Genomic DNA, 21,951 nt, shown 5'->3' on the forward strand with positions numbered 1-21,951 from the left:
CATCAATCACCTGACCGGAGATAGGAAGGGCAAGGCTCCCACTGGCCGGGCCGGGCTGCTGCGGCCGGAAATCTCCTTCACCTGAACAACGCCTCGATATCGGACATCGGCCGGAACAGCTTCATCGGCTGGTCCAGAAACGGCAGGAAGCTCTCGCGCTCGTAGAAGCGCTTCGCATTCTCGTCCTTGGCGTTCACGATCACTGCGAAGGATGCGATCTCGCTGCGCAGGGACCGATAGAGTGCATCCGCGAGCAGAAACCGGCCGTAACCTCTGCCCTGGTAGCGCTGATCGACCGCAAGGCGCCCCAGCAAGATCGCCGGGATCAGAGGATAGCGTGGCAGTTTGCGGACCACGGTCTCCGGCAGTTCGGGAAGCTGCACCGCGGTCGACGAGAGCGTATAGTATCCGGCGATGCCGCCATCCTGCAGCACAAGGATGAAGCACGCCGCCATCTTCTTCCGGGCGTCCTGTCCGGCCTGCATCCGGAAGTAACGATCGAGCGGCTCTACACCGCTTGCGAACCCTGATCGGTCATGTTGCGGGCCGAGAAGCTCGACCCGCAGGATATCATCCGTTCCCCCCACGCGTCAGACGCCTGTTCTCTCGCGATAGCGGCGAACGGTGTCGCGCAGCCGCGCGTTGACCGGCTGCGGTTCGATCAGGGCCTGGACGAATGCTTGGCTGTCCCGCAGCGAAAGCTCCATATGCTGATGTTCCTCGATGGCCCGACGTGCAGCGTCCTGGACGCTGGTCAGGACGAAATCCGTCAAGGATCGGCCCTGCAGGGCGGCGGCATGTTCGATCAGACGCTTCTGGTCGGCGGTTACGCGTGTCTCGAGGCGTTCACCCCGGACGCGGCCGGTCGTTGACCTCTTTGCTGCTTCGGCCATTTTTGATCTCCGATCTATCGGGAATATGTACGGCCAATGGCCGGAGAAATCAAGATGCGGGCCAGCCAGAGAACTAGGTAGATTTCGTTGATCGGCTAGTGGTCACGTCGGTGGGGAAAGCTTTCCCCCTGGGCCGGCGCTGCGTTGCCGGTACACCCCCTTCTGCGGGGAGGACCCCGGCAACGCCCCCCCCTTAGAGGCAGAGTGCGGGCCGGGTTTGCCGTGACGGGTTGAGGGCTGGAGAGCGGGTCTCCGGCGCCCGTCGCGGAGAACCGCGATGTCGAGACATGACCGCAGCCTAGGCTTCGGCTCCGACCGGACCAGCCTCTATAACGAGATCACCGGCAGGATCATCGCCGAGCTGGAGGCCGGGCGTTTTCCCTGGGTCCAGCCTTGGGGCAAGGCCGCTGCCGTGGCACCCCTCGGCCTGCCGCGGAACGCCAGCACCGGCCGCAGCTACAGCGGCATCAACATCCTGATCCTCTGGGGCGCCATGGTCCAGCATGGCTATCCCGGCCAAGGCTGGTTCACCTTCCGCCAGGCGCAGTCGCTCGGCGGCTCTGTCCGCAAGGGTGAGCGCGGCACCACTGTCGTCTATGCCGACCGCTTCACCCCCGAGGAGGAGAAGCGCCGCGCTTCCATGTCCTCTATCTCGACCGGAAGAACCGGCTGGTCTCGGATGAATGCCTCGCCATCGGCACGGTCGATCACGTTCCGGTCTATCCGAGGGAAGTGCTGAAGCGCAGCCTCGCGCTCGGCGCCATGGCGCTGATCCTCGTCCACAATCACCCCGCCGGGGATCCGGAACCCTCCGCCGCCGATCTGGCGATGACGAGGGACATCGAGAAGGGATGCAGGATCCCCGGCATCACCTTGCATGACCATATCATCACCGGCGCGGGCCGGGAGGTCAGCCTGCGCCAGCGCGGCGATCTGGGGTGACGGGTTGGCAGGTCAGTCGGCTCGCCCCGCGGGAAGCCCGCGATACCCCGCAGGCCAGAAAGAGGAGGGCTGGGAGGTCTGCGACGGGTCAGGGGGCGAGAGTGGGTCTCGGCCGCCCGTCGCGGAGAACCGACATGGCAAATGCCGTTCAGAAGATCACCCTCGCGACCTCGCGCGACATTCCCTTCAACAAGCTGCGCGGTCCAAAGGCGCGGGGTTTCTTCGACCGGCAGCAGAAGCTCGTAGCCGAGTTCGCCGGTAAACCCCAGGCGGCTAACCTGCATCGGGATACCGGCGATGGAGACATCGGTGCGGAAGGAATAATAGGGCAGCGCAGCGTTGGAGAAATCTTCCCCCGTCAGCCCCTGCAGCAGCGCTCGCGACTTCGGCCCCTGCACCGAGATTTGGGCATAGTCCGACCGGCACTCGCGAACGGTCACACCCGATCCGGCAGCACGCTGCGCGAGAAGACCCGGTCGACGCATTCGGTAGCGCCTGGGCCGGTGACATCGTATTTCAGCAGCATCGAGAATTCGATCACCGCGACATCGTTGCGGATGGCGAAATACTCGGCCGCCGGATCGCCCCAGGTCACCGGGATGACGAAGCCGAAGACATCCATCCATTCGACCACGCCCTACGGCTTTGCCTTAGAGCGATGGTCGGCGGGCGTGCTCGCCTATTATGACGCTTTGTTCGGGTGCCTCCCGGCCAAGCTGGAACCGGGCTCTGGTCCTGCGGACGGGAGCCTGCAGTGCAGTTTACCCCCATGCGGGCAACGATCTCTGGCGCGGGCCGATTTCTCCGCCGAACGGGTGGTCTTGGTGTTCGACCGACATCCTGCGAATATGTGTGAAACCGCCATTGCGGCGCGGTTGGCTGGGATGCCACTATGTGCTAATGTGGGTTTGTGGGCAACCCGAGGAGCTTCGCATGAGTCGTCTCACCATCGACATGACCGAGCAGCAGCACCAGAGCCTGAAGGCCCTGGCGGCGCTGGAGGGCAAGACGATCAAGCAATATGCGATCGAGCGGCTGTTTCCTGGGGACGAAGATGCCGACCGGGCCTGGCAGGACCTGCGGGATCTGCTGAAGACCCGCGTTCAGAACGGCCTGGCCGGGAAGGTCACCTCGAAAGGCATTGCTGATCTTCTCGGCGAAGACCTGGCCGGAGGCGGCCGGGGTTGAGCCGCATCTACATCCTGACGGAGGATGCTGCCGAGGATATCCGGGGCATCATCCGCTATACGAGAGAGACCTGGGGAACCGCCCAGGCCAGCCGCTATATGGCCGATCTGGAAGAGGGCATCATCCGGCTGGCTGGCAATCCCACGAGGTTCCGGGACATGAGCGCACTCTATCCGGCGTTGCGCATGGCGCATTGCGAGCACCACTATGTCTTCTGCCTGCCACGGGACGACGCACCAGCCCTGATCGTCGCGGTTCTGCACGAACGGATGGATCTGATGGTCCGGCTCGCCGACCGCCTGAACAGGCCCGAGAACTAGCCCCGGCTCCGCGCAATCGGCCGTGGATTCCTGTTGTTGGCTTCACCCCCTGCACTGCGGGCGTGGCCAGATGGGCATTGGCTCTCTCCTTTCTCGCCGGAATATGGCGCTGGAGAGCGGTGCCCCATGCTCGGACCGTCTTCATGGCCCTGATCCTTGCGGTCGCGGATCAGCAACATGCGGCGGTCGACGTCGAGGCGGTTGCGACCGCGAACTGCACGATGCGCGACATGGGCAGCGTCAGACGTGCATTGCCGTCAAAGCACCGGAAGAGGCGGTTCAATTCGGCCATCGTCGGACGTCGGTCCCGCTCGACACCCTTGCCGATCAACCCGAGGCGCTTCAGCGCAACGCGGGCCAGATCGACTGGCTCCGGTGAAATCTCCAGCCCATGGACGGCAGCGGCATGGTCAGGATCATCTTGATCACGCCGATGTCGATGTCCAACGTCAACGAACCGGCCCCCTGGTCCGCACGCTTGCGGCCGTAGTCGATCAGCTTGTGGCGAGGTGACCGATCTTCTCCTTGCCGAGATCACCCTTCAGAGTTGCGAGGGTGGCGGCCTTGCTCCTGCGGGGTGGTTTCCCTACGGCGCAGATATCGGCTATATGAAGGTCGACCAGATCACCGAAGGTGTGCAGGCGGGCGACGGGCGATCGGTTGGGCGGCAGTCCCTGATCGACCAGGGTTTCGGCTTGACGGGTCCATTTGCGGGCATCGTCGCGGCGAAGGAATGTCTCGCTCGCGATCTGGGGAATTTCGGGGATATCGGGGCGCAGTTCGGCGAAGATACTATAAAAATGCAGGAAAATCAATCATATAAACTGTCCGTCGCCCCGATGATGGACTGGACCGACCGGCATTGCCGGGTCTTCCACCGGCGGATGACCCGCCGGGCGATGCTCTATACCGAGATGGTGACGGCCCCGGCGGTGATCCATGGGCCGAAGGCGCGGCTGCTGGATTTCGGCGCGGAGGAGCATCCGGTGGCGTTGCAGCTCGGCGGCTCGGACCCGGGGGAGCTGGCGCGGGCGACGGGGATCGCGCGGGACTGGGGCTATGACGAGATCAACCTGAACTGCGGCTGCCCCTCGGACCGAGTGCAGTCGGGCTGTTTCGGCGCGGTGCTGATGGAGCGGCCGGCGCTGGTGGCCGACTGCGTCGCGGCGATGCGGGGGGAAAGCGACGTGCCGGTGACGGTGAAATGCCGGATCGGCGTGGACGAGCAGGACCCGCAGGAGGTGCTGCCGCGGTTCCTGGAGACCGTCGCGGCGGCGGGCGTCAGGCATTTCATCGTCCATGCCCGCAAGGCCTGGCTGCAGGGCCTGTCGCCGAAGGAGAACCGCGAGATTCCGCCGCTGGACCACCCGCTGGTGCTGCGGATGAAGCGGGAATTCCCCGAGCTGACCATCTGCCTGAACGGCGGGGTGACCTCGCTGGAGCAGGCCCGCGACCTGCTGGCGCAGGGGCTGGACGGGGTGATGATCGGCCGGGCGGCCTATCACGACCCGGGCCATGTGCTGATCGGGGCGGACGGCCTTTGGGGTATGGACCATGCGCCTGCACGGGAAGAGGTGGTGCGCGCCATGCTGCCCTATATCGAGGCGCATCTGGCGGGCGGCGGGCGGCTGCATCAGGTGACGCGGCACATGCTGGGGCTGTTCCACGGCCTGCCCGGCGCGCGCGGCTGGCGGCAGGTGCTGTCGGCCGAGGCCGGCCGGGGCGGCGCCGGCGTGGAGGTGGTGGAACGTGCGCTGGCCCGGGTGACGGGCGAGACGGAGCGGCTGGCGGGGTAGGGGGGCCTCCCTGCGGCCGGTCGCGACCGATGGTGCAGCTTGGTCTGCGGTTCTTGGGCGGTTCGTCCTCCCGCACGATACAGGTTCTGGCCGTGTCCACGCTCGGTCGGGCGGGATCAGGCGAGGCGCTGCCTCGCCCCCGCCCGTGCGAAAGGGTTGCACCCGGAGACGGTGGCGACACGAGACCGGGAGAGGCCAGCGCCCGACCGGGCGGGCGTGAAGCGCCCGCCAAAAGGCGGGCGGGCGCTGGCCGGGCCTTTGGGGCCCGGCCGGACAAGGGGAAGCGTCGTGCTGTGGCGAAGGCACGCGCCTTCGCCAAAAAAAAGCCCGCGGAGGTGAGGAGCCCTCTGACCAGCTCACCGTCCCGCCGCTCCGTTGCGCATGGAACTCCTACCCGAAGCCCGACCCCTCGCCCCCGGCATTTTCCGTCCCCCTCTGGCCCCCGGCGCGCCGGGCGGCTAAGCAGGGGCAACCCGGAGGTGCCGCGATGACCGAGCTGTCCACCCTGCTGCCGATGCTGCTGGCGCTGATCGTGATCGGCGGCTTCGCCGGGGTGGTCGGCGGCCTTCTCGGCGTCGGCGGCGGCATCGTGCTGGTGCCGGCCTTCTTCTACGCCTTCACCGCGCTCGGCTACGGCGGCGGGCAGGTGATGCAGGTCTGCGTCGCCACCTCGCTGGCCACCATCGTCGTCACCTCGATCCGCTCGGTCTCGGCGCATCACCGCAAGGGGGCGGTGGACTGGACGGTGCTGAAGAGCTGGGGGCCCTGGCTGGTGGCCTCCTCCGCCGTGGGGGTCTTCGTGGCGTCCCGGGTGCCCTCGGCCGCCCTGCAGGCGGTGTTCGGGGTGCTGGCGGGGCTGGCCGGGCTGTGGATGGCCTTCGGGCGCGACTCGGCCCGGCTGGGGCAGACGATGCCGGGCGAGCCCCTGCGCGGGGCGATGGCCTCCGGCGTCGGCTTCTTCTCGGCGCTGATGGGGATCGGCGGCGGCACCTTCGGGGTGCCGCTGATGACGCTGTTCGGGATGCCGATCCACCGGGCGGTGGCGACGGCCTCGGGCTTCGGCGTGCTGATCGCGGTGCCGGCGGTGCTGGGGTTCCTGATGGTCCGGGCCGAGGGCGCGCCGCCCTGGACGCTGGGGGCGGTGAACGGGCCGGCCTTCCTGGTGGTGATCGGCACCACGCTGATGACCACGCCCTGGGGGGTGCGGCTGGCCCATGCGATGAACCCGAAGCCGCTGAAGCGCGCCTTCGCGGTGTTTCTGACGCTGGTGGCGCTGAACATGCTGCGGAAGGTGCTGTGGTAGCCGGGATCGGCCCGGCGGGCTGGCGGAGGATCGGCCCCGACCCGCGGATCGCCGCCTGGGCCGCGGCGGCGCTGCCGGTGGCGCGGGCGGCGCTGGCGGCAAGCGCCGAGCCCTGGCGCTGCGGCGGCACCTGGTTCGTCGGCGTCGATGCGCTGCCGAACGGGCCGGATGGGCGCATGGGCGAGACGGCCTTCCCCTGGGGCGCCTTGCCGCTGGAGCCGCTGCCGCTGCACCGGGCGCAGTTGTCGACCGTCCGGCCCGGCTATCCGCAGCCCTCGGCCGAGGAGGATGCGGCGGCCTGGGGCTTCCGCCTGCGCCGGGACGCGGCGCATCTGGACGGGCTGTTGCCGGTGGGGCCGCGGCGGCAGCGAATGGTGAAGGAACCGCACGGCTGGATCCTCGGTCTGCCGCTGAACGCCTGCGCGCCGGGCGCCGCGCCGCTGGTGGTCTGGGAGGGCAGCCACGAGATCGTGCGCCGGGCGCTGGCGGCGGCCTTTTCCGGGCATCCGCCGGAAGGCTGGGGCGATCTGGACCTGACGGCGGCCTACAAGGCGGCGCGGGCCGAGGTGTTCCGGCGCTGCCCCCGGGTGGAACTGCCCTCCGCCCCGGGACAGGCGGTGTTGCTGCACCGCCACCTGATCCACGGCGTCGCCCCCTGGGCCGAGGAGGAGGAGGCGCCGGAGGAGGGCCGGATGGTGGCCTATTTCCGGCCGCTGCTGGGATCGGTGGCGGAGTGGATGCGGCTGCCCTGACACACGGGAAGATTCGATTTTTCGGCGAAAAATCGGGGTGTCCGGCGGGTGCATAAGGAAGGGGGCTACTCCGCCGCGCGGGGCAGGCGGGCGCTGCGGCCGCCGCGGCGTTTCGCCAGGCGGGGGGCGCGGGCGGGAAGCTCGGCCATCACCGCGGCGCGTTCCGCGGCCGTCATCCGCGACCAGCCGGAGATTTCGGCGATGGAACGATAGCAGCCGACGCAGATGCGTTCTTCCGGGTGGACGACGCAAAGCTTGATGCAGGGCGACTGGATCTCGTCGCGTTTCCAGACATCCTCGTCCTTCACGACCCGTTTCCTTGCCATGCCATGCGGTCCAGCGCTCCTTGCAGGATATATCCTGCCGCCACCGCATCGATCACCTCTTTGCGACGTTTTCGAGACGCATCCGCCTCCAGAAGCGCCCTTTCGGCGGCGACGGTGGAAAGCCGCTCGTCCCAGAAGGCGATGGGAAGGTCGGTCAGCCGCGTCAGGTTGCGGGCGAAGGCCTGGGTCGATTGCACCCGCGGACCGGCGGTGCCGTCCATGTTCAGCGGCAGGCCGAGCACCAGGCCGCGGATCTCGCGCTCGGCCAGGATCTGCATCAGCCGGGCGGCGTCTTCGGTGAATTTCACCCGGCGGAGGATGGTGGTCGGCGTGGCGACCCGGCGGCGCAGGTCCGAGATGGCGATGCCGATGGTCTTGTCGCCGTAGTCCAGCCCGGCGATGGCGCCGGAAGCGGGCAGGGCGGCCGCGAAACCGGCGATGTCGTCGCAGATCACGGCGCCAGCCCCGCGGCGGCGGCGGCCTCGGCCAGCGCGGCGAGGTCGCCCTCGCGGCCCGCGAACCGCGTCTTCGCCTCGTCGTAGATCGCCTGCGCCTGGTCCCTGCGGTCCAGCGTGGCAAGCGCCGCGATCAGCCGCGCCCATTCCGCAGCGCTGCCGCCCTCGGTCGTCAGCCGCTCCTGCAGCTGCGCCACCATGCCCTCGACCATCTGCTGCCGCTCTTCCGGCGTCATTCCGGCGGCGGCCTCCATGTCCTCGATGGTCGGGCCGGAGGCGGCATCGGGCAGCTGGTAGGGGATGCCGGCGCGCATCGCCACATCCTCGATCTGGGCGCGGATCGGCCCGACCCAGGGCGCGCCGGGCGGGCTTTCCTCCAGCAAGGGCCGCCAGAAGGCGAAGGCGCGGTCGAAGCGGCCCCCTTGCGCGAACATCAGGCCGGAGAAATAGCGCGCCATGCCGTCGCGCGGGTCGCGCTCCAGCGCCGCGATCAGCGCCTGCTCGGCCTCGGGCGAGATATAGCCGCCGGCGGCGAGGATCATCATCTCGGCCAGGGTGGCGTAATCCTCGGCGGTGGCCTCTTCGCCCTTCACCTCCACCAGCCGGGCCTGTGCCGCCTTGGCGGCGATGAAATTGCCCAGCGTGGCCTCGTTCCGCGCCAGCAGGTCCAGCCCGCGCAGGTCGGTGGCGGTGGCCGGATCGACGGCGGCGCGCAGCTTCTCCATCAGCGCCAGGAACTCGGCATCCGGCTGGGCGGGCGGCGGCGGCGCGGCGGCGGCTTCGGCCTCGGCCTGCGAGGGGCGGCCGGCCATCGCCGCATCGGCCATGGCGAGGCGCTCGCGGATCGGCAGGTCGGGATACCAGGGCACGCCGACGCGGGAATAAAGCGCCAGCGCCGCGGCCATCGCCGCCAGCACCAGCGCCATCGCCGCCCATGGCATCCGCGCGGGCGCGCCGGGGGCGGCGGCGCTCAGCGCACGGTCGGCCTCCAGCAGGCGGCGGGCGATCTCGGTCTTCACCCGTGCGGCCTCGGCCTCGGTCAGGGTGCCGCGGGCGAGGTCGCGGTCGGCCTCGGCCAGCTGGTCGCGGTAGACCTGGATGTCCTGCGCCGCCGCCGGCGCGGCCGCATCGCCGCGCATCAGGCCGCGGACCAGCCAAGCGGCGACCAGCACCGCCATCGCCGCCGCCACCGTCCAGAACCAGAAAGTCTCCATCCGCCCGCCCGCGCCTTGCCCGTTTCCCGCCCGATGTAGCCCTTCGGCGACGCCGGCAAAAGGGTCCTGGTGCCGCAGGGGCGGCGCGGCTTTCGGCCCCCGATCCGCCCCATGTCGCAATTTTCCCGATTGTGCCGCTGGAGGGAGGGGATAAAGCTTTGCCCCGTTCCATGACAAAGCCAGATCCTGCACCGGGAGACGCATATGAGACGCTATTCGGTTTTCGCCATCGCCCGTGAGGCCATGCGCTACCACACGGGCTGGGAAAAGGCCTGGGCCGCGCCCGAGCCGAAGGCGAAATACGACGCGGTGATCGTCGGTGCGGGCGGCCACGGGCTGGCGACGGCCTATTACCTGGGCAAGAACCACGGCATCCGCAACGTGGCGATCATCGAGAAGGGCTGGCTCGGCGGCGGCAACACCGGGCGGAACACCACCATCATCCGCTCGAACTACCTGCAGGACCCTTCGGCGGCGATCTACGACAAGGCGCTGCAGCTTTACGAGACGCTGAGCCAGGACCTGAACTACAACGTGATGTTCAGCCCCCGCGGCCTTCTGATGCTGGCGCAGACCCATCACGAGGTCCGCGGCTACATGCGCACCGTCCATGCCAACCTCCTGCAAGGGGTGGAGACGAAGTGGATCACCCCGGACGAGGTGAAGAAGCTGGTGCCGATCATGAACATCGGCGGGCCGCGCTATCCGGTGCTCGGCGCGCTCTACCAGCCGCGCGGCGGAACCGGCCGGCATGACGCGGTGGCCTGGGGCTATGCCCGGGCGTGCAGCGACATGGGAATGCACATCATCCAGAACTGCGAGGTGAAGGGGGTCCGGTCGGAAAACGGCGTGGTGACCGGGGTCGACACCACCAAGGGCTTCATCGGCTGCAGCAAGCTGGGCATGGTCGTCGCCGGCCATTCCGGCCAGCTGGCCGAGATGGCGGGCTTCCGGCTGCCGATCGAGGCGGTGGCCCTGCAGGCGCTGGTCTCCGAGCCGATCAAGCCCTGCATGGACGTGGTCGTCATGGCCAACACCGTGCACGGCTACATGAGCCAGTCCGACAAGGGCGAGATGGTGATCGGCGGCGGCACCGACGGCTTCAACAACTACACGCAGCGCGGGTCCTGGCACCATATCGAGGAAACCCTGCGCGCGCTGGTCGAGACCTTCCCGATGCTCAGCCGGCTGAAGATGCTGCGGCAATGGGGCGGCATCGTCGACATGACCGGCGACCGTTCGCCGCTGATCTCGAAGACGCCGCTGGGGAACTGCTTCATCAACTGCGGCTGGGGGACGGGGGGCTTCAAGGCCATTCCCGGCTCCGGCTGGGCGATGGCCGAGCTGATGGCGAAGGGAGAGCCCGGGCCTCTGGCTGCCGAATTCAACATGTGGCGCTTCAAGGAAGGCAAGTTCATCGACGAGTCGGTGGCCGCCGGGGTGGCGCATTGATGCGGAACTCCGATTTTTCGACGAAAAATCGCGGGCTCCGGGTTTTCGGTGAAACCTCGGGGGCGGGCCGTCGCGGCCTGCGCGCGCGGTTTTCCGCGGACGGGCGGCCGCCGGATCGCCGGATTTCCGCCGGTCCCGCCGCCGGGCGGAACCATCCCTTCCGCGCAGCCGTTCCTTCATCGTCCGCAACAACGGAGATGAAGCAATGGCCTACGAACAAGATCGCATCACCGGCAGGCCGGGCGAATACCGCGAGGTGCGCACCACCGACACCAGCAACGGCGGTCTCATCGCCGCTCTGGTCGTTATCGTCGCCATCGTCATCGGCGCCATCGCCCTGTTCTCGGGGAACCAGCCTGCCACCGTGCCGGCAACGCCCGAACCGGCGACCCAGCCGCTGGCAACCGAGCCGGCGCAGCCGGTGGTGCCTGACGCCGTGCCGTCGACGCCCGCTCCCGATGCCGGTGCCCCGGCTGACGGCGCCGGCAGCGATGTCGGCGACCCGGCTGTTCCCGGCGTTCCCGCCGAGGACGCGGCTCCTGCCGACTGACCTGTCCCGCAAGGGACCGACCGTCCATCCGGGCCGGGGGGCTTCGCGCCTCCCGGCCCTTCTTCGTGCGCAAATGCAGGGCCGGATTTTCGGCGAAAATCCGGAAGGAAAAGGAGGCCGCGTTGCTGCTGCTTGAATGTCCCTATTGCGGCGTCAAGGCCGAGGAGACCGAGCTTGCCCCGGGCGGCGAGGCGCATCTGAAGCGCTTCGGCCCCGGCTCGGCCCCGGAGGAATTCGAGGCCTACATGTTCGCCCGGAAGAACCCCAAGGGCGTGCATTTCGAGCGCTGGCGCCATGCCTATGGCTGCGGCAAGTGGTTCCTCGCCGCGCGCGACACCGCGACGCTGGAGGTCTTCGGCACCTATCCGGCGCAGACCAGCGAACCCCCCGCCGACCTGGTGGAGAAGATCCGGGCCAGGCGGCCTGACTGGAAGGGCTACAAATGAGCACGCGGCTTTCCAAGGGCGGGCGGCTGATCGACCGCACGGCGGCGATGGAGTTCAGCTTCAACGGCAAGCGGATGCGCGGGTTCCGCGGCGACACGCTGGCCGCGGCGCTGCTGGCCAACGATCAGATGCTGGTCGGGCGGTCGTTCAAGTATCACCGCCCGCGCGGCATCGTCGCCTCCGGCGCCGAGGAGCCGAACGCGCTGGTGAACATGGGTGCGGGCGGCCGGTTCGAGCCGAACCAGCGCACGACCACGACCGAGTTGTTCGACGGGCTGGCCGCCACCAGCCAGAACCACTTCCCCAGCCTGGACTTCGACGTGGGGGTGGTGAACAACTACGCCGCGCGCTTCCTGCCGGCGGGGTTCTACTACAAGACCTTCATGCACCCGCGGCCGTTCTGGAAACATGTGTTCGAGCCCATCGTCCGCCAGTCCGCCGGTCTCGGCAAGGCGCCGAAGGAGCGGGACGAGGACCGCTACGAGCAGGCCTATGCCTTCTGCGACCTGCTGGTCGTCGGCGGCGGCATCGCCGGGCTGCAGGCGGCGCTGATCGCCGGGGCGGCCGGGGCGCGGGTGATCCTGCTGGAGCAGACGCCGCATTGGGGCGGCCGCGCGCCGGTGGACGGCGACGTCATCGACGGGGCGCCGGCAGAAGCGTGGATCGACGCCACGCTGGAAGCGCTTGGAAAGATGGAGAATGTCACGCTGAAGGCCCGGACGATGGCTTTCGGCTCCTACGACCACGGCTATGTGCTGGCCGAGGAGCGGGTGGCAGACCATACCCCCGGCGACGGGCGGCCGAAGAAGCGGCTCTGGCGCATCCGGGCGGCCAAGGTGCTGTCGGCGCAAGGTGCGATCGAGCGGCCGCTGTCCTTCGCCGGCAACGACATTCCCGGCGTCATGCTGGCCTCCGCCGTGCGCGACTATGTGGTGAACTGGGCGGTCTCGCCCGGCGACCGCACCGTGGTCGTCACCAACAACGACGACGCCTACCGCACCGTCCTCGCCTTGAAGGGGGCGGGGCTGGAGGTTGCGGCGGTGGTGGATGCAAGGGCGCAGGTCACCGGCGCGCTGCCGGCGCAGGCGCGGGCCATGGGCATCCGCATCGAAACGGGGCGCGGCGTGGTCAAGGTCAAGGGCGGCAAGCGCGTGACCGGCGTCTGCATCGGGTTGCAGGCCGGCGAGGGCGCGGTGCTGGACGAGATCGCTTGCGATGCCGTCGCCATGTCCGGCGGCTGGTCGCCGGTGGTGCATCTGTGGAGCCATTGCGGCGGCAAGCTGCACTGGGACCGCCGCCACCACATGTTCCGCCCCGATCCCGCCCGTCCGCCAATCACCCATGACGGCAGCCCGATGGTCATCCCGGCCGGGGCCGCCAATGGCGCGCTTTCCGCGGCCGAGGCGCTGTCCGATGCGGCCGAGCAGGGCGTGGCGGCGGTGAAGGCCCTGGGTCTGAAGGGCAGGACCACGCCGCTCGGCAAGGCCGATCCGGTGGAAGAGGCGGCGATGGAGCCGGTCTGGATCATGCCGCAGGGCGCCGGGCCGAAGCTGAAGATGAAGATGTGGCTGGACTACCAGAACGACGTGAAGGTGTCGGACGTGCAGCTGGCCGCGCGCGAGGGCTATACCTCGGTCGAACACACCAAGCGCTACACCACGCTCGGCATGGCGACGGATCAGGGGAAGCTCAGCAATATCAACGGTCTGGCCGTTCTTGCTGATGCTTTGCATGAAGACATCCCGGCCGTCGGCACCACCACCTTCCGCCCGCCCTACACGCCCGTCACCATCGGCGCGCTGGCCGGCGAGTCGCGGGGCGAGATCTTCCAGCCGCTGCGCCGCAGCCCAATGCACGAATGGCACGAGGCGCAGGGCGCCTATATGGAGCCCGTGGGCCTCTGGCGCCGGCCCTATTGCTACCCGCGCGCCGGCGAGACGCATGAACAGGCGGTGCATCGGGAAATCCTGAACACCCGGGCGAAGGTGGGGATGTTGGACGCCTCCACCCTCGGCAAGATCGTGGTCCGGGGGCCGGATGCCGGCCGCTTCCTCGACATGCTCTACACCAACGTCATGTCCACTTTGCCGGTGGGCAAGTGCCGCTATGGCCTGATGTGCAACGAGCAGGGGTTCCTGTCGGACGACGGCGTGGTGGTCCGGCTGGCCGAGGACACCTGGCTCTGCCACACCACCTCGGGCGGCGCCGACCGCATCCATGGCTGGATGGAGGACTGGCTGCAATGCGAATGGTGGGACTGGCAGGTCTTCACCGCCAATGTCACCGAGCAATACGCCCAGATCGCCGTCGCCGGCCCCGACGCCCGCAAGGTGCTGGAGAAGCTCGGCGGCATGGACGTCTCGAAGGAGGCGCTGCCCTTCATGACCTTCGTCGAGGGGCATCTGGGCGGCCTTCCGGCGCGGGTGCACCGGATCAGCTTCTCGGGCGAGCTTTCCTATGAGATCGCCGTCCCCGCCAGCCACGGCCTTGCGCTGTGGCAGGCGCTGATCGCGGCCGGCGCCGACTACGGCGTGATGCCCTACGGCACCGAGGCGATGCACATCATGCGGGCCGAAAAGGGCTTCATCATGATCGGCGACGAGACCGACGGCACGGTGATCCCGCAGGACCTGGGCCTCGACTGGGCGATCTCGAAGAAGAAGGCCGATTTCCTCGGCAAGCGCGGACAGGAGCGCAGCTTCCTCGCCAGCCCCGACCGCTGGAAGCTGGTCGGCTTCGAGACTCTGGACGGTTCCGTCATCGAGGACGGCGCCTATGTCCCGGAAGAAGGCGTCAACGGCAACGGCCAGCGCAACGTGCAGGGCCGGGTGACCTCCACCTACTACAGCCCGACGCTGAAGAAGGGAATCGCCATGGGCCTGTTGAAGAACGGCCCGGCGCGGATGGACGAGGTGGTGGAGTTCACCCGCATGTCGGGCGGCACCACCAAGGCGCGGGTGGTGAACCCGGTGTTCCTGGATCCGAAAGGGGAGAAGCAGGATGTCTGATCTTTCCGCGAAACCCGTCTCCGCCCTCGGCGGCGCTTCGTTCGACGGCTTTGCGAAAGTGCGCGAGATCGGCCCCCTGGGCATGATCACGCTGCGCGCCAAGCCCGGCACCAAGGGGCTGGACCAGGCGGTCAAGGCCGCGGTCGGCACCGGCCTTCCCGCCGTCCGGCGGATGGAATGGTCCGGCCCGGCCGATACCGGCCGCGGCTGCGGCTGGATGAGCCCGGACGAATTCCTGCTGATCCTGCCCTATGCCGAGGTCTCCACCGCCCTGGCCGCGCTGGAACAGGCGCTGAAGGGCGAGCACGCCCTCGCCGTCGACGTCTCCGACGCCCGCGCGGTCTTCCGCATCGAGGGCGAGAAGGCCGGCCAGGTGCTGGCCAAGCTCTGCCCCGCCGACATCGACAGGCTGGAGCCGGGCGAGCTGCGCCGCACCCGCGTGGCGCAGGTGGCGGGCGCCTTCTGGGCCGGCGAGGGCGGCTATACCCTGGTCTCCTTCCGCTCGGTCGCGGGCTATGTCATGGGGCTGCTCAGCCATTCCGCCATGGCGGGCAGCGAACTGGGCTGAGGGCGGAACCGCAGCCTGCCCCTGTGCGTTGGCGCAGAGGGCAGGTCCGCGCCGCATTCCGTGTGCGGGCTTGACCTTGCCGCCCGTTGCGCCTGTATTCCCAAGGCAACGCAATCCCGAACAGGAGTGAGTCCCATGGCTTTCACGCTTCCCGATCTTCCCTATGCGCATGACGCGCTGGCCCCCCTCGGCATGTCGAAGGAGACGCTGGAGTTTCACCACGACATCCACCACAAGGCCTATGTCGACAACGGCAACAAGCTGATCGCCGGGACCGAGTGGGAATCGAAGTCGCTGGAAGAAATCGTCAAGGGCACCTACCAGGCCGGCGCCGTGGCGCAGAACGGCATCTTCAACAACGCCAGCCAGCACTGGAACCACAACCTGTTCTGGGAAGTGATGGGCCCGGGCGAGGGCAAGAAGATCCCCGGCGCGCTGGAGAAGGCGCTGACCGAAGGCTTCGGCTCGGTCGAGAAGTTCAAGGAAGACTTCTCGGCGGCCGGCGCGGGCCAGTTCGGCTCCGGCTGGGCCTGGCTGGTGAAGGACAAGGACGGGTCGCTGAAGGTGACCAAGACCGAGAACGGGGTGAACCCGCTCTGCTTCGGCCAGACCGCACTTCTGGGCTGCGACGTGTGGGAGCATTCCTACTACATCGACTTCCGCAACAAGCGCCCGGCCTATCTGACCAACTTCCTGGAGAAGCTGGTGAACTGGGAAGCCGTCGCCGCGCGGCTGTAAGGTCGGCGGAACCTCAGGATGCGGGCCCGCGGAGCGATCCGCGGGCCTTTTCCTTATGGGCCGCAGCCGCGAAACGGGATTGACCTTCCCCTGCACGCGCGGGAAGAATCGGCAGGCAAGGCAGCCGGGCAAGGCGGCCGGGCGCAGGAGGCGATATGGCGACGAAATCCGCGGTGAAGAGTGCAGCGAAGGGCAAGATGACGAGTGAGGCGGCTGCGGCGGCCGGACCGGAGGCTACAAGCGGCGGCAAGGCCGAGAAGGCGGGCCAGACCGGGCTCTACCGCCAGGCGACCGAGGAGGCCGAGCGCATCGGCAAGCCCGAGCGCAAGGAAGGCGCGGGCTATGTCCTGCACGAATACCCCAGCTACGAGACCTATGTCGAAGTGCAGACCGCCGGCAACAAGGCCAAGCTGCGCCGCCAGTTCGTCAAGCGCAGCCATGTCGACCGACTGGCGGCCTATCTGCGCGAACGGGGGGTGGCGGTGACGGCGGGGATCTGCCACGGCACCCGCGCCGGGCGCGAGCAGCGCTGGTTCCGCAAGGCACTGGCCTGCGACGGGATCTTCGGCACCGAGATTTCGGAGACCGCAACCGGGTTTCCCTTCACCGTGCAATGGGATTTCCATGACGTGAACCCCGAGTGGGTGGGGCGGTTCGACTTCGTCTATTCCAACTCCTGGGACCATGCCTTCGACCCGCAGCGGGCCTTCGCCGCCTGGCTGGGGCAGTTGCGTCCGGGCGGGCTCCTGATGCTGGACTACACCCGCGGCCAGGCTCCGTCGGCGGCCAATGCGCTGGACCCGTTCGGGGCCGAGCTGCCGGCGCTGGTGGAGATGCTGGAGGGCCTCGGCCGCACCGAGGGGGCGGAACTGCTGGAGGTGCTGGACTGCCGCGATAATGCCGAATACCGGGCGCAGGTCCTGGTGATGGCGAAGCGCTAGCGGATCAGCCCAGCAGGGCCTGAAGCTCCGCCTCGGCGGCGGCCACGTCGGGGACGGTGCGGAACAGCTCCAGCGTGGCGGCGCCGGCGAAACCCTCGGCCACGATGTGATCGAGAAGGGCGATCAGCGGCTGCCAGTAGCCCTGGATGTCCACCAGCAGGATCGGCTTGCGGTGCAGGCCGATCTGCGCCCAGGTCAGCACCTCGAAAAACTCGTCCAGGGACCCCGCGCCCCCGGGCAGCACCACGATGGCGTCGGAGTTCATGAACATCACCTTCTTGCGCTCGTGCATGTCCTCGGTGACGACGAAGGTGGTCAGGTCGCGCTTGCCCTTCTCCAGCCCCAGGAGATGGGTCGGGATCACCCCCATGCAGCGGGCGCCGGCGGTCTGCGCGGCGCGGGCGACCTCTCCCATCAGCCCCACGTCGCCGGCGCCGTAGACCAGCCGCCAGCCGCGGCGGGCGATGGTCTCGCCGAAGGCGCGGGCAGCCTCGGCATGGGCGGGATTGCGGCCGGGGCGGGCGCCGCAGAAGACGCAGATCGAGGGGGCGGGCATGGAAGGGTCCTCAAATCTGTTGCCAAGCCCGCTGTAACCCTGTTCCCATGCGAGGGAAAGCCGGGAAGGGGACGGTTCCGGGAAGGACGGGGGAAGGCGACGGATGGGGTTCTGGGCGGGCTTGGGCGCGGGCGGGCGCGCGGCGGTGATGGCGGCAGGCGGCGTGGCGGTGGCCGGCGGCGGCTACGGGCTGTGGCGGCTGTCGCAGCCCGCGCCGGTCGCGGAGCCTGCGGCCCTGGTGCCGGAGGTGGCGCCGGAGCCGGAGACGGCGGCTTCGGTCGAGGCGGAAGCGGCGGCCGAACCCGAGGCGGCCGCCGAAGCGGCGGAGGCGGCGGCTCCGGTTGAGGCCGAAGTTGCGCCGGAGGCGGCGGCAGAGCCCGAAGTGCCAGTCGAGGTGCCGGAGGCGGCCCCTGCGCCCGAGGTGACGGTGGACACCTGGCGGGTGGCGGCGGATGGCGCGGCCACGGTGGCCGGGCGGACCGCGCCCGAGGCGCTGGTGCGGATCCTGGTCGACGGCGTGGTGGTGGCCGAGGCCAGGGCCGGCGCCGGCGGCGAGTTCGCGGCGCTGTTCACCCTGCCGCCCAACCCCGCGCCCTCGCTGATGACGCTGGTCGCGGTGCTGGCGGACGGGGCGGAGGTGGCGACCAAGGCCGCCATCGCCCTCGGCCCCATCGCCGGGCCGCAGGTCGCCGCGGCGGAGCCGGCGGAGGAGCCGGTGGCGGTGATGCTGACCGAGGAGGGCGCCGCGGTGGTGCAGGCGCCGGAACCGGAACCGGAGCCGGTGGCCGAGGCTGCGCCGGAGCCGGCCGCGGTGGCCGGGGTCAGCATCGACACCATCAGCTACACCGCCTCGGGCGCGGTGCAACTGGGCGGGCGCGGGCAGCCGGGGGCCTTCCTGCGCTTCTACCTCGACAACGCGCCGTTGCAGACCGTGCTGATCCCGGACGGCGGCCAGTGGTTCACCACGCTGAAGGAGGTGCCGCCGGGCCTCTACGTGCTGCGGGCCGACCAGCTGGACGATGCCGGCAAGGTGACCGGCCGCTTCGAGACGCCGTTCAAGCGCGAGACGCTGGAGGCTCTGGCCGCCGCGGCGGCAAGCCCGCGGGTGACCGAGGCCGCGCCGGAGGCGACACCGGCGGCGGAAGCGGAGGCGGCGCCGGAAGGGGCGGTGGCGGTGGCCGATGCCGGGGAGGCCGGGGTGCGGCCGGAACAGGCGGAGACGCCCGCCGAGGCCGCGCCGGAGCAGCCGGAAGTCGCGGAGGCGGAACCTGCGGAGGCCGCGCCCCCGCCGGAGGAGCCGGAGCCGCCGCAAACCGCCGAGGCCGCGCCGACCCCGGAGCCCGCGCCGGAGACCGTGGCGATCTCCGAACCGGAACCGGCGCCGGAGCCCGTCACTGCGCCCCCGCCGCCTGCGCCCGTCACGGTGACGGTGCAGCCCGGTCACACCCTCTGGGCCATCGCCAAGGGCGAACTCGGCGAGGGCATCCTCTATGTCCAGGTCTACGAGGCCAACCGCGACGCCATCCGCGACCCGGACCTGATCTATCCGGGACAGGTGTTCACCATCCCCTCGGGCGGTTAGAGGTCCCATCTCGGACAGCGGACTGGCGAAGGCCATCGCCTTCGCCACAGTGCACCATTTCAACCAGACCGGCCGGGACCATAAGTCCCGGCCAGCGCCCGCCCCGCCCTCGGCGGGCGCTTCTCGCCCGCCGGGTCGGGCGCTGGCCTCGCGTGGTTTAGCGCTGCCACCGTCTCCGGGCGATATATCACGCACGGGCGGGGGCGAGGCAGTGCCTCGCCTTTCCCCGCCCGCCCGGCCGGCGTCGGGGTAGGGCGGGGTTCACCCCGCCGATCCGTCTTACAGGACCGGCGTCTCCGCTTCGGCCTCTTCCCGGCCATGGCGGCAGCAGGCCACCACTTCGGGATGCGCCATGCAGCAATCGCTCAGCAGCCAGCCGATCGCCCCGCCGATCCCCGCCGCATCGACGGCGTAGAACACGTTGCGCGCCACCCGGCGCGAGGTCAGCAGCCCGGCCCCCTCCATCGCCGACAGATGGAAGGACAGCCGCGAGGACGACAGTCCCAGCCGCCGGGCGATCTCGCCCGCGGGCAGGCCCTCGGGGCCTTGCGGCACCAGAAGGCGGATCAGGTCCAGCCGCGCTTCGTGGGAAAGCGCCGAGAAGGCGGCGAGGGCTTTACTCCGGTTCATGGTTCAACTACTCATGCAGCGTTGAAATGGACCCTAGACCACCGGGCGGGGCCGATCAATCCGCAAATCCGTGATCCAGACGAAGGCCCGCCATGCGCCGCACCACCGCATCCGCACCGAACAGCGATACCGCCCCGCCGGCTTCGGGCTGGCAGACCATGGCGCGGATGCTGCCCTATCTCTGGCCGCAGGGGCAGGCCTGGGTGAAGCGGCGGGTGGCGGCGGCGCTGCTGCTGCTGCTGGCGGCCAAGGCGGTGTCGATCATCACACCCTGGATCTACAAGCTGGCGGTGGACGCGCTGACCGCCCGGACCGGCGGCGACCCCGCCGCGACGCTGGCGCTCGGCGCGGTCGGGCTGACGGTGGCCTACGGGCTGGCCCGGCTCGGCTCGGTCGCTTTCGGGGAATTGCGCGATGCGGTCTTCGTCCGCGTCGGCCAGCGGGCGCTGCGGCGGTTGGCGCTGGAGACCTTCACCCATATCCACCGGCTGTCCCTGCGCTACCACATCACCCGCAAGACCGGCGGCCTCAGCCGCATCATCGAGCGGGGGGTGAAGGGCGTCGATTTCCTGCTGCGCTTCATGCTCTTCTCCATCGGGCCGCTGGTGATCGAGCTGACGCTGGTCTCGGTGATCTTCGCGGTCTGGTTCGGCTGGACCTATGCCGCGGTGGTCGTCGTCACCATCGCGCTTTACGTCGCCTTCACCTTCAAGGTCACCGAATGGCGGGTGAAGATCCGGCAGGAGATGAACGACCTCGACACCGATGCCAACCAGAAGGCCATCGACAGCCTGCTGAACTACGAGACGGTGAAGTATTTCAACGCCGAGGCGCGCGAGGCCGGCCGCTACGATTCCGCCATGCGCGGCTACGAGGCGGCGGCGGTGCGCACCGGCATCTCGCTGGCCTTCCTGAACATGGGCCAGACCTTCCTGATCACCTCCGGGCTGGTGGGGGTGATGGTGCTGGCGGCGCGGGGCGTGCAGGCCGGGGAACTGACCGTGGGCGACTTCGTCATGGTCAATGCCTATATGCTGCAGATCACCATGCCGCTGAACTTCCTCGGCACCGTCTACCGGGAAATCCGCCAGGCGCTGGTCGACATGGGGCAGATGTTCGGCCTTCTCGCCCAGCCGGCCGAGGTGGTGGACGCGCCCGACGCCAGGCCGCTGGCGGTGACGGGCGGCGAGATCGTGTTCGAGGAGGTCCGCTTCTCCTACGAGCCGGGGCGCGAGATCCTGAAGGGGCTGTCGTTCCGCGTCGGCCCGGGGCAGAAACTGGCGCTGGTCGGCCATTCCGGCAGCGGCAAGTCCACGGTGGGGCGGCTTCTGTTCCGCTTCTACGACGTGACCGGCGGCGCGATCCGCATCGACGGGCAGGACATCCGCGAGGTGGCGCAGGCCAGCCTGCACGCGCAGATCGGCGTGGTGCCGCAGGACACCGTGCTGTTCAACGACACCATCCGCTACAACATCGCCTATGGCCGCGACGAGGCCGACGAGGCCGATGTGGTGGCGGCGGCGAAGGCGGCGCGCATCCATGATTTCATCATGTCGCTGCCCGACGGCTACGACACCACGGTGGGCGAGCGCGGGCTGAAGCTCTCGGGCGGCGAGAAGCAGCGGGTGGGTATCGCCCGGACGCTCTTGAAGAACCCGCCGATCCTGATCCTGGACGAGGCGACCTCGGCGCTGGACACCCAGACCGAGCGGTCGATCCAGGACTCCCTGGCCGAGATGGGGCAGGGCCGCAGCGTCATCGTCATCGCCCACCGGCTGTCCACCATCGCCGACGCCGACCGCATCCTGGTGCTGGAGGCGGGCCGGGTGATCGAGGAGGGCACCCACGACGAGTTGCTGGAGACCGGCGGCCGCTATGCCGCGATGTGGGCCCAGCAGATCGCCGAGGAGGAAGAGGACGAGGCGGTGGCGGCGGAGTAGGGGCTGCGGTTTGGGGCGCGGCGGGGTGAAACCTGCGGCCACGGCCGGCCATTGCCCGCTGGACTGATGGGAAACGGTTCCCGTAAGGCGGGGTTCACCCCGCCGATCCGACGATGCAATGGCGAAGGCGCGTGCCTTCGCCACGGCGCACCATCTCAACCGGACCGGCCGGGCCCCAAAGGCCCGGCCAGCGCCCGCCCCGCCCTTGGGCCAGGCGCTTCTCGCCCGCTGGGTCGGGCGCTGGCCTCTCCGGGCCTCGTGCCGCATCGTCTCCGGTTGAACCGTCGCGCACGGGCGGGGGCGAGGCAGTGCCTCGCCTTGTCCCGCCCGGCCGGCAGGGGGATGCACGGG

Annotated in this window: 23 protein-coding genes and 3 pseudogenes; 16 read left to right on the forward strand and 10 right to left on the reverse strand. The window is 69.3% G+C overall.

The window, feature by feature from the left end; translation table 11 throughout:
• Positions 1–77: 77 nt before the first annotated feature.
• Positions 78–587, reverse strand: a complete 510-nt coding sequence (locus G5B31_RS14785; protein ID WP_205911958.1) for a GNAT family N-acetyltransferase — start codon at positions 585–587, stop codon at positions 78–80.
• A 3-nt stretch (positions 588–590) separates the two neighbouring features.
• A complete protein-coding gene (locus G5B31_RS14790) occupies positions 591–893 on the reverse strand; it encodes a DUF1778 domain-containing protein (protein WP_165018972.1) in 303 nt (100 codons plus the stop codon).
• Positions 894–1,170: 277 nt separating this feature from the next.
• Here G5B31_RS14790 and G5B31_RS14795 point away from each other — a divergent pair.
• A pseudogene (locus G5B31_RS14795) lies at positions 1,171–1,530 on the forward strand (ArdC-like ssDNA-binding domain-containing protein); the annotation flags it as partial.
• Positions 1,527–1,835 (forward strand): annotated as a pseudogene (gene radC / locus G5B31_RS14800) (DNA repair protein RadC); the annotation flags it as partial. The pseudogenes G5B31_RS14795 and radC, both read left to right, overlap by 4 nt.
• A gap of 242 nt (positions 1,836–2,077) precedes the next feature.
• On the opposite strand, the pseudogene G5B31_RS21525 reads toward radC, so the two are convergent.
• Together G5B31_RS21525 and G5B31_RS14810 are read right to left on the reverse strand one after the other, a co-directional pair.
• Positions 2,078–2,320: pseudogene (locus tag G5B31_RS21525) on the reverse strand (hypothetical protein); the annotation flags it as partial.
• Complete coding sequence (locus G5B31_RS14810; protein WP_165018974.1) at positions 2,272–2,469, reverse strand: hypothetical protein; 198 nt, start codon at positions 2,467–2,469, stop codon at positions 2,272–2,274. The gene G5B31_RS14810 and the pseudogene G5B31_RS21525, both read right to left, overlap by 49 nt.
• Positions 2,470–2,768: 299 nt before the next feature.
• On the opposite strand from G5B31_RS14810, the gene G5B31_RS14815 reads away from it, so the two are divergent.
• Positions 2,769–3,023 (forward strand): antitoxin, encoded by a 255-nt coding sequence (locus tag G5B31_RS14815; protein WP_165018975.1) that lies wholly within the window; start codon positions 2,769–2,771, stop codon positions 3,021–3,023.
• Positions 3,020–3,343 (forward strand): type II toxin-antitoxin system RelE/ParE family toxin, encoded by a 324-nt coding sequence (locus G5B31_RS14820; RefSeq protein ID WP_165018976.1) that lies wholly within the window; start codon positions 3,020–3,022, stop codon positions 3,341–3,343. Before G5B31_RS14815 ends, G5B31_RS14820 begins: the two co-directional genes overlap by 4 nt.
• A gap of 494 nt (positions 3,344–3,837) precedes the next feature.
• On the opposite strand, the gene G5B31_RS21240 is transcribed toward G5B31_RS14820, so the two are convergent.
• A complete protein-coding gene (locus G5B31_RS21240) occupies positions 3,838–4,158 on the reverse strand; it encodes a hypothetical protein (RefSeq protein ID WP_240904434.1) in 321 nt (106 codons plus the stop codon).
• On the opposite strand from G5B31_RS21240, the gene dusA reads away from it, so the two are divergent.
• The 3 genes from dusA (at position 4,144) to G5B31_RS14840 (ending at position 7,194) form a co-directional block, all read left to right on the forward strand.
• Positions 4,144–5,139, forward strand: a complete 996-nt coding sequence (gene dusA, locus G5B31_RS14830) for a tRNA dihydrouridine(20/20a) synthase DusA (RefSeq protein ID WP_165018977.1) — start codon at positions 4,144–4,146, stop codon at positions 5,137–5,139. The genes G5B31_RS21240 and dusA overlap by 15 nt on opposite strands.
• Before the next feature lie 487 nt (positions 5,140–5,626).
• Positions 5,627–6,442, forward strand: coding sequence for a sulfite exporter TauE/SafE family protein (locus G5B31_RS14835; protein ID WP_165018978.1), 816 nt, complete (start codon positions 5,627–5,629; stop codon positions 6,440–6,442).
• Positions 6,436–7,194, forward strand: coding sequence for a hypothetical protein (locus G5B31_RS14840; RefSeq protein WP_165018979.1), 759 nt, complete (start codon positions 6,436–6,438; stop codon positions 7,192–7,194). Before G5B31_RS14835 ends, G5B31_RS14840 begins: the two co-directional genes overlap by 7 nt.
• A 65-nt stretch (positions 7,195–7,259) precedes the next feature.
• Here G5B31_RS14840 and G5B31_RS14845 read toward each other — a convergent pair whose 3' ends face one another.
• From G5B31_RS14845 to ccmI, 3 genes are read right to left on the reverse strand one after another with little or no spacing between them, the layout of a single operon-like run.
• Entirely contained in the window at positions 7,260–7,502 is a 243-nt protein-coding gene (locus tag G5B31_RS14845) for a DUF1289 domain-containing protein (protein WP_165018980.1), read from the reverse strand.
• Positions 7,499–7,975, reverse strand: a complete 477-nt coding sequence (gene ruvX, locus G5B31_RS14850) for a Holliday junction resolvase RuvX (RefSeq protein WP_165018981.1) — start codon at positions 7,973–7,975, stop codon at positions 7,499–7,501. The genes G5B31_RS14845 and ruvX overlap by 4 nt, the downstream gene beginning before the upstream one ends.
• Positions 7,972–9,189 carry a c-type cytochrome biogenesis protein CcmI gene (ccmI, locus tag G5B31_RS14855; protein WP_165018982.1) on the reverse strand — a complete coding sequence of 406 codons (1,218 nt, stop codon included), beginning with the start codon at positions 9,187–9,189 and terminating at the stop codon, positions 7,972–7,974. Before ccmI ends, ruvX begins: the two co-directional genes overlap by 4 nt.
• A 204-nt stretch (positions 9,190–9,393) precedes the next feature.
• Between ccmI and G5B31_RS14860 the strand changes: the two genes are divergently transcribed.
• The 7 genes from G5B31_RS14860 (at position 9,394) to G5B31_RS14890 (ending at position 16,892) form a co-directional block, all read left to right on the forward strand.
• The gene (locus tag G5B31_RS14860; RefSeq protein ID WP_165018983.1) at positions 9,394–10,641 is read left to right on the forward strand and encodes a sarcosine oxidase subunit beta family protein; all 1,248 of its coding nucleotides are present in this window, start codon (positions 9,394–9,396) and stop codon (positions 10,639–10,641) included.
• 205 nt (positions 10,642–10,846) lie between these two features.
• On the forward strand, positions 10,847–11,191 hold the full coding sequence (locus G5B31_RS14865) for a hypothetical protein (RefSeq protein WP_165018984.1): 345 nt from the start codon (positions 10,847–10,849) through the stop codon (positions 11,189–11,191).
• A 122-nt stretch (positions 11,192–11,313) separates the two neighbouring features.
• A complete protein-coding gene (locus G5B31_RS14870) occupies positions 11,314–11,637 on the forward strand; it encodes a sarcosine oxidase subunit delta (protein WP_165018985.1) in 324 nt (107 codons plus the stop codon).
• Complete coding sequence (locus G5B31_RS14875; protein ID WP_165018986.1) at positions 11,634–14,645, forward strand: sarcosine oxidase subunit alpha family protein; 3,012 nt, start codon at positions 11,634–11,636, stop codon at positions 14,643–14,645. The genes G5B31_RS14870 and G5B31_RS14875 overlap by 4 nt, the downstream gene beginning before the upstream one ends.
• The gene (locus G5B31_RS14880) at positions 14,638–15,213 is read left to right on the forward strand and encodes a sarcosine oxidase subunit gamma (RefSeq protein ID WP_165018987.1); all 576 of its coding nucleotides are present in this window, start codon (positions 14,638–14,640) and stop codon (positions 15,211–15,213) included. Before G5B31_RS14875 ends, G5B31_RS14880 begins: the two co-directional genes overlap by 8 nt.
• A 135-nt stretch (positions 15,214–15,348) precedes the next feature.
• The gene (locus tag G5B31_RS14885; RefSeq protein ID WP_165018988.1) at positions 15,349–15,951 is read left to right on the forward strand and encodes a superoxide dismutase; all 603 of its coding nucleotides are present in this window, start codon (positions 15,349–15,351) and stop codon (positions 15,949–15,951) included.
• Positions 15,952–16,106: 155 nt separating this feature from the next.
• Positions 16,107–16,892 carry a class I SAM-dependent methyltransferase gene (locus G5B31_RS14890; protein WP_165018989.1) on the forward strand — a complete coding sequence of 262 codons (786 nt, stop codon included), beginning with the start codon at positions 16,107–16,109 and terminating at the stop codon, positions 16,890–16,892.
• Between the two features lie 4 nt (positions 16,893–16,896).
• Here the strand turns inward: G5B31_RS14890 and G5B31_RS14895 are convergent, their stop codons facing one another.
• A complete protein-coding gene (locus G5B31_RS14895; RefSeq protein WP_165018990.1) occupies positions 16,897–17,448 on the reverse strand; it encodes a TIGR00730 family Rossman fold protein in 552 nt (183 codons plus the stop codon).
• Between the two features lie 103 nt (positions 17,449–17,551).
• Here G5B31_RS14895 and G5B31_RS14900 point away from each other — a divergent pair, with 103 nt between their 5' ends.
• A complete protein-coding gene (locus G5B31_RS14900) occupies positions 17,552–19,030 on the forward strand; it encodes a LysM peptidoglycan-binding domain-containing protein (RefSeq protein ID WP_240904436.1) in 1,479 nt (492 codons plus the stop codon).
• 279 nt (positions 19,031–19,309) lie between these two features.
• Here the strand turns inward: G5B31_RS14900 and G5B31_RS14905 are convergent, their stop codons facing one another.
• On the reverse strand, positions 19,310–19,660 hold the full coding sequence (locus G5B31_RS14905; RefSeq protein WP_165018991.1) for a helix-turn-helix transcriptional regulator: 351 nt from the start codon (positions 19,658–19,660) through the stop codon (positions 19,310–19,312).
• A gap of 92 nt (positions 19,661–19,752) precedes the next feature.
• Here G5B31_RS14905 and G5B31_RS14910 point away from each other — a divergent pair, with 92 nt between their 5' ends.
• Positions 19,753–21,600 (forward strand): ABC transporter ATP-binding protein/permease, encoded by a 1,848-nt coding sequence (locus tag G5B31_RS14910; protein ID WP_240904437.1) that lies wholly within the window; start codon positions 19,753–19,755, stop codon positions 21,598–21,600.
• Positions 21,601–21,951: the final 351 nt, after the last annotated feature.

Source organism: Rhodobacter sp. SGA-6-6 (genome assembly GCF_011043545.1).
Classification (GTDB): domain Bacteria; phylum Pseudomonadota; class Alphaproteobacteria; order Rhodobacterales; family Rhodobacteraceae; genus Pseudogemmobacter.

Coding starts and splice junctions, on each gene's coding strand:
- G5B31_RS14910 (WP_240904437.1), top strand. CDS start 19,753: ATGCGCCGCACCACCGCATCCGCACCGAACAGCGATACCGCCCCGCCG.
- G5B31_RS14865 (WP_165018984.1), top strand. CDS start 10,847: ATGGCCTACGAACAAGATCGCATCACCGGCAGGCCGGGCGAATACCGC.
- G5B31_RS14860 (WP_165018983.1), top strand. CDS start 9,394: ATGAGACGCTATTCGGTTTTCGCCATCGCCCGTGAGGCCATGCGCTAC.
- G5B31_RS14790 (WP_165018972.1), bottom strand. CDS start 893: ATGGCCGAAGCAGCAAAGAGGTCAACGACCGGCCGCGTCCGGGGTGAA.
- G5B31_RS14885 (WP_165018988.1), top strand. CDS start 15,349: ATGGCTTTCACGCTTCCCGATCTTCCCTATGCGCATGACGCGCTGGCC.
- G5B31_RS14900 (WP_240904436.1), top strand. CDS start 17,552: ATGGGGTTCTGGGCGGGCTTGGGCGCGGGCGGGCGCGCGGCGGTGATG.
- G5B31_RS14875 (WP_165018986.1), top strand. CDS start 11,634: ATGAGCACGCGGCTTTCCAAGGGCGGGCGGCTGATCGACCGCACGGCG.
- dusA (WP_165018977.1), top strand. CDS start 4,144: ATGCAGGAAAATCAATCATATAAACTGTCCGTCGCCCCGATGATGGAC.
- G5B31_RS14895 (WP_165018990.1), bottom strand. CDS start 17,448: ATGCCCGCCCCCTCGATCTGCGTCTTCTGCGGCGCCCGCCCCGGCCGC.
- G5B31_RS14815 (WP_165018975.1), top strand. CDS start 2,769: ATGAGTCGTCTCACCATCGACATGACCGAGCAGCAGCACCAGAGCCTG.
- G5B31_RS14835 (WP_165018978.1), top strand. CDS start 5,627: ATGACCGAGCTGTCCACCCTGCTGCCGATGCTGCTGGCGCTGATCGTG.
- G5B31_RS14905 (WP_165018991.1), bottom strand. CDS start 19,660: ATGAACCGGAGTAAAGCCCTCGCCGCCTTCTCGGCGCTTTCCCACGAA.
- G5B31_RS14880 (WP_165018987.1), top strand. CDS start 14,638: ATGTCTGATCTTTCCGCGAAACCCGTCTCCGCCCTCGGCGGCGCTTCG.
- ccmI (WP_165018982.1), bottom strand. CDS start 9,189: ATGGAGACTTTCTGGTTCTGGACGGTGGCGGCGGCGATGGCGGTGCTG.
- G5B31_RS14890 (WP_165018989.1), top strand. CDS start 16,107: ATGGCGACGAAATCCGCGGTGAAGAGTGCAGCGAAGGGCAAGATGACG.